Genomic DNA, 5,061 nt, shown 5'->3' on the forward strand with positions numbered 1-5,061 from the left:
ACGCCCGGTTACATTCCGAACCCGGAAGCTAAGCCTCACAGCGCCGATGGTACTGCAGGGGGGACCCTGTGGGAGAGTAGGACGCCGCCGAACAACCTTTGTGAAGAACCCCCATCCGGATTCCGGATGGGGGTTCTTTGCGTTTCCCGGAATTCGGCCGGACGTCGACCGGACAGCACCTCCGGCGCCGACCGGGTCCCTGCCGAGTGACCCCCGCCGAGTGGCTGGTCCACCGTCAATATGCCGCTAAAACCGCCTGATCGGTGGACTGATCAGCGGAAAATCGCTGCTCACGCCGTAGTCTCGAAGGAAGGGGAACAGGTGTCCGGGGGTGGCTCCCGGGCACGGCCGGATCAAGAATGGTGCTCATGGGACGAGGCAGGCTGCGCATCTACCTCGGGGCGGCCCCCGGGGTCGGCAAGACGTACGCCATGCTCGCCGAGGCGCACCGGCGGCACGAGCGTGGCACGGACGTCGTGGTGGCGTTCGTGGAGGACCACGGCCGCCGGCGGACCGCGGACATGGTCGCCGGGCTGGAGGTCGTGCTGCGGCAGCAGGTGCTGCACCGGGGTGCCAGGTTCTCCGAGATGGACCTGGACGCCGTCCTCGCCCGCCGCCCGCAGGTGGCGCTGGTGGACGAGCTGGCCCACACCAACGTGCCCGGCTGCCGCAACGAGAAACGCTGGCAGGACGTCGAGGAGCTGCTGGCGGCCGGGATCGACGTGATCTCCACCGTCAACGTGCAGCACCTGGAGTCGCTGGGGGACGCCGTCGCGGGCATCACGGGGGTGCGCCAGCGGGAGACCGTTCCCGACGAGGTGGTCCGGCGGGCCGATCAGATCGAGCTCGTGGACATGTCCCCGCAGGCCCTGCGACGGCGGCTGGCGCACGGCAACGTGTACGCGCCGGAGAAGGTCGACGCGGCGCTCGCCAACTACTTCCGCCCGGGCAACCTGACCGCGCTGCGCGAGCTGGCGCTGCTGTGGACCGCGGACCGGGTCGACGAGTACCTGCAGAAGTACCGGGCCGAGCAGGGCATCGAGCGCACCTGGCAGGCCCGGGAGCGGATCGTGGTCGGTCTGACCGGCGGCCCCGAGGGGGCGACGCTGATCCGCCGGGCGGCCAGGATCGCGGCCCGGGTCTCCGGCGGCGAGCTCCTCGCCGTCCACATCTCCCGGTCGGACGGGCTGGTGGGTTCCGGCTCGCCGCAGGCGCTGATCGAGCAGCGTGCGCTGGTCGAGAACCTCGGCGGCTCGTTCCACGCGGTGCTGGGCGACGATCCGGCGGTCGGTCTGCTGGACTTCGCGCGGGGGGTGAACGCCACGCAGATCGTGCTGGGCACCAGCCGTCGGCCGGGCTGGCAGTACCTGTACGGGCCGGGCGTCGGCACCACGGTCACCCGGGAGGCCGGGGACATCGACATCCACATGGTCACGCACGAGCACGCCGGGCACGGGCACGGCAGGACACCCGTCCGCCGGATCACCGACCTGGGCCGGACCAGGACGATCGCGGGGTGGCTGATCGGGCTGGCCGGTCCGCCGCTGATGGCGGTCGTGCTGACCGCGATCGGCGGGCTGGGGCTCTCCACCGACATGCTGCTGTTCCTGTCGCTGACGGTGTGCGCGGCGCTGGTGGGCGGGCTGCTGCCGGCGATCGGCTCGGCACTGGTGGCCTCCTCGGTGCTGAACTACTACTTCACGCCGCCGCTGCACACCTTCACCATCAGCGAGCCGCAGAACATCATGGCGGTGGCGATATTCACCATCGTCGGGATATCGGTGGCGTCGGTGGTGGACCTGGCGGCCCGGCGGACCCACCAGGCGGCCCGCAGCCAGACCGAGGCGCAGACGCTCAGCGCGCTCGCCGGCACGGTGCTGCGGGGCGCGCCGAACGGGGACGGCGTGCTGACGGCGCTGATGGAACAGGTCCGGGAGACCTTCGGGCAGGAGAGCACGGCGCTGCTGGAGCGTCCGGACCCGCTCGGCCCGTGGGTCCCGGTGGCCACCGCCGGGCCGCGGCCGCCGGAGCGGCCGGAGGAGGCCGACGTGGACGTCCCGGTCGGCGACAGCCTGGCGCTGGTGCTGCGCGGCCGGGTGCTGCCCGGCGCCGACCGGCGCCTGCTCGGCGCCTTCGCCGCGCAGGCCGCCGTGGTGCTGGAGCGTCGCCGGCTGGCCCGGGAGGCCGCCGCGGCCCGGCGGGAGGCCGAGGGCAACCGGATCCGGACCGCCCTGCTGGCCGCCGTCTCGCACGACCTGCGCACCCCGCTGGCGGGCATCAAGGCCTCGGTGAGCTCGTTGCGCTCGGCGGACGTCGACTGGGACCCGGAGGACGAGGCCGAGCTGCTGGCGGGGATCGAGGCCGGGGCCGACCGGCTGGACCACCTGATCAACAACCTGCTCGACATGAGCCGGCTGCAGACCGGGACCGTCACCCCGCTGATCCAGGAGACCGACCTGGACGAGGTGGTGCCCTGTGCGCTCGGCGGCGTGGCGCCGGAGTCCGTCCGCCTGGACGTCCCGGAGACGCTGCCGATGATCCGGGCCGACGGCGGACTGCTGGAGCGCTCGCTGGCCAACCTGGTCGAGAACGCCGTCAAGTACAGCCCGGAGGGCGTCAAGGTCCTCGTCAAGGCCGATGCGCTGGAGCAGCCGGGGATGCCCGGCCGGGTCGAGCTGAGGATCGTCGACCGCGGCCCGGGGGTGCCCGAGGAGGCCAAGGAGAGGATCTTCGCGCCGTTCCAGCGGTACGGGGACGCGCCGCGCGGCGCCGGCGTGGGCCTCGGGCTCGCGGTGGCGCGCGGCTTCGTCGAGGCGATGGACGGTACCGTCACCGCCGAGGACACCCCCGGCGGCGGTCTCACGATGGTCGTCAGCCTGCCGGCCGTCGAACGGCCGCCCGACCTGGAGGAGCCGGGTGAGCCGACCGGCGACGGGAGCGATCCGGTCTCGGAACCGGTCCCGTGAGAACCGCCGAAGCACCCGTCGGGCCCGTCGCTCCCCGGCGCCGTGCGTCGTACCGCAAGCCAGTCCCACAGTCCTGGAACCAGACAGCCCCGAAAGGCGGAGCCCGCACATGACCCGGGTCCTCGTCGTGGACGACGAACCGCAGATCGTCCGCGCGTTGGTGATCAACCTCAAGGCCCGCAAGTACGAGGTGGACGCGGCCCACGACGGCGCGAGCGCCCTGGAACTGGCCGCGGCCCGCCATCCGGACGTCGTCGTCCTGGACCTGGGCCTGCCCGACATGGACGGGGTCGAGGTGATCCGGGGCCTGCGCGGCTGGACCCGGGTGCCGATCATCGTGCTGTCGGCCCGGCACGCCTCGGACGAGAAGGTCGAGGCCCTGGACGCCGGCGCCGACGACTACGTGACCAAGCCGTTCGGCATGGACGAACTGCTCGCCCGGATGCGGGCCGCCGTGCGGCGGGCCGAGCCGGTGGCGGGGGAAGCCGACTCGTTGGTCGTCACCGAGACCTTCACGGTCGACCTCGCGGCCAAGAAGGTCAACCGGGACGGCGTCGACGTACGCCTCACCCCGACCGAGTGGCACCTGCTGGAGGTGCTGGTCCGCAACGCCGGTCGGCTGGTCAGCCAGACCCAGCTGCTGCAGGAGGTGTGGGGCCCCGCCTACCGCACCGAGACCAACTACCTGCGGGTCTACCTCGCACAGCTGCGCCGCAAGCTGGAGCGGGACCCCTCGCACCCGCGCCACTTCATCACCGAACCGGGAATGGGATACCGGTTCGAGAGCTGACCGTCGTTGCCCCCGGTGGCCGAGCGCCCTGCCGCCGGGGGCCCGGAAACCGGTACCCTTCCGGCATGAGTGGTGACAACAGCAGCGGCCAGCCGCAGGGGCGGTTCCGCCGCATGCTCAGCCGGCTGACGTCCTCGGCCGAGGAGCTGCAGGCCGAGGACCTGCGCCAGGAGAGCGCCGCGGAGTCGGGGTGCACACCGATCGCGGGCTGCTCGGACCGCGCGCTGGTCACCGTCGCGGGCACCCTGCGCACGGTGACGCTCCGCCCGCGGGCCGGGGTGCCCGCCCTGGAGGCCGAACTCTTCGACGGCACCGAGGCGCTGGACGTGGTCTGGCTCGGCCGTCGCTCGATCGCGGGCATAGAGCCCGGCCGCAGGCTGGTCGCCAGCGGTCGGATCAGCCACGCACGCGGGCGCCGCGTGCTGTTCAACCCCCGCTACGAGCTGCGTCCGGTCGGACACGGGAGCGAATGAGCGTGAGCAACCAGCCCGGCGGCGATGCCGCCCAGCTCGACCTGACCCACGACGCGGCGGCCGAGGAGGCCGCCCGCAGGGCCGCCTCCAAGGAGGCCGCCGACACGGTCCTGAAGGCCTTCGGCGGCGTACGCGGCATGATCGACATGACGCTGCCCGGCCTGGTCTTCATCATCACCTACAACATCACCCACCAGGTCAGCACCTCGGCGTGGGCCGCGCTCGGCCTGAGCGCCCTGTTCGTGGTGGCCCGGCTGGCGAAGCGGGAGACCATCCAGCACGCCTTCAGCGGGGTGTTCGGCGTCGCGCTCGGCGCCTGGATCTCGATGAAGAGCGGCAAGGCCGAGGACTTCTACCTGCCCGGTCTGCTCTGGAACGTCGGCTACTGCATCGCGCTGGCGGCCTCCGCCCTGGCGCGCTGGCCGATGATCGGGGTGATGCTCGGCCCGATCACCGGCGAGATGTTCACCTGGCGCAAGGAGAACCCGGGTCGGCTGGCCGCCTACACCAAGGCGACCTGGGCCTGGGTGGCGATCATGGGCCTCAAGCCGGTGATCCTCTTCCCGCTGTACTTCACCCACAACGTCAACCTGCTGGGCTGGCTGAAGGTCGCGCTCGGCATCCCGCCGCTGCTGCTCGCGATGTACGTCACCTGGCAGATCCTGCTGAAGGCGCCGCCGCCGATCAAGGCGCCGCTGGACGAGGAGGAGCCGGCGAAGTAGCCGCTCCCGCATAGCGGAGGGGGCCGCCCCCCCCCCCCGGGGGGGGGCCCGCCCCGGTTGGGGCGGTGGCGTCGGGTGGGCGGGGGTTGGGGGGCGCGGGGCGGACCGCT

General features: G+C 72.5%; 4 protein-coding genes and 1 rRNA gene. All 5 read left to right on the forward strand.

Annotated features, from left to right (window positions below; genetic code table 11):
• Positions 1-93, forward strand: a 5S ribosomal RNA gene (rrf, locus tag ACFV0O_RS26540); the annotation flags it as partial.
• A 275-nt stretch (positions 94-368) separates the two neighbouring features.
• Positions 369-2,966: an ATP-binding protein gene (locus tag ACFV0O_RS26545; RefSeq protein ID WP_380345949.1), complete on the forward strand. Its 2,598-nt coding sequence runs from the start codon at positions 369-371 to the stop codon at positions 2,964-2,966.
• A gap of 109 nt (positions 2,967-3,075) precedes the next feature.
• Positions 3,076-3,756 (forward strand): response regulator, encoded by a 681-nt coding sequence (locus ACFV0O_RS26550; protein WP_360265460.1) that lies wholly within the window; start codon positions 3,076-3,078, stop codon positions 3,754-3,756.
• Between the two features lie 65 nt (positions 3,757-3,821).
• A complete protein-coding gene (locus tag ACFV0O_RS26555) occupies positions 3,822-4,229 on the forward strand; it encodes an OB-fold nucleic acid binding domain-containing protein (RefSeq protein ID WP_380345952.1) in 408 nt (135 codons plus the stop codon).
• Positions 4,226-4,951, forward strand: coding sequence for a DUF3159 domain-containing protein (locus tag ACFV0O_RS26560; RefSeq protein WP_380345954.1), 726 nt, complete (start codon positions 4,226-4,228; stop codon positions 4,949-4,951). The genes ACFV0O_RS26555 and ACFV0O_RS26560 overlap by 4 nt, the downstream gene beginning before the upstream one ends.
• The last annotated feature ends 110 nt before the right edge of the window (positions 4,952-5,061 follow it).

This window comes from Kitasatospora sp. NPDC059577 (genome assembly GCF_042735475.1).
Lineage (GTDB): Bacteria > Actinomycetota > Actinomycetes > Streptomycetales > Streptomycetaceae > Kitasatospora.

What these genes read in the sequence shown, in the direction of transcription:
- ACFV0O_RS26545 (WP_380345949.1), top strand. Translation starts at nt 369, where the DNA reads ATGGGACGAGGCAGGCTGCGCATCTACCTCGGGGCGGCCCCCGGGGTC.
- ACFV0O_RS26550 (WP_360265460.1), top strand. Translation starts at nt 3,076, where the DNA reads ATGACCCGGGTCCTCGTCGTGGACGACGAACCGCAGATCGTCCGCGCG.
- ACFV0O_RS26555 (WP_380345952.1), top strand. Translation starts at nt 3,822, where the DNA reads ATGAGTGGTGACAACAGCAGCGGCCAGCCGCAGGGGCGGTTCCGCCGC.
- ACFV0O_RS26560 (WP_380345954.1), top strand. Translation starts at nt 4,226, where the DNA reads ATGAGCGTGAGCAACCAGCCCGGCGGCGATGCCGCCCAGCTCGACCTG.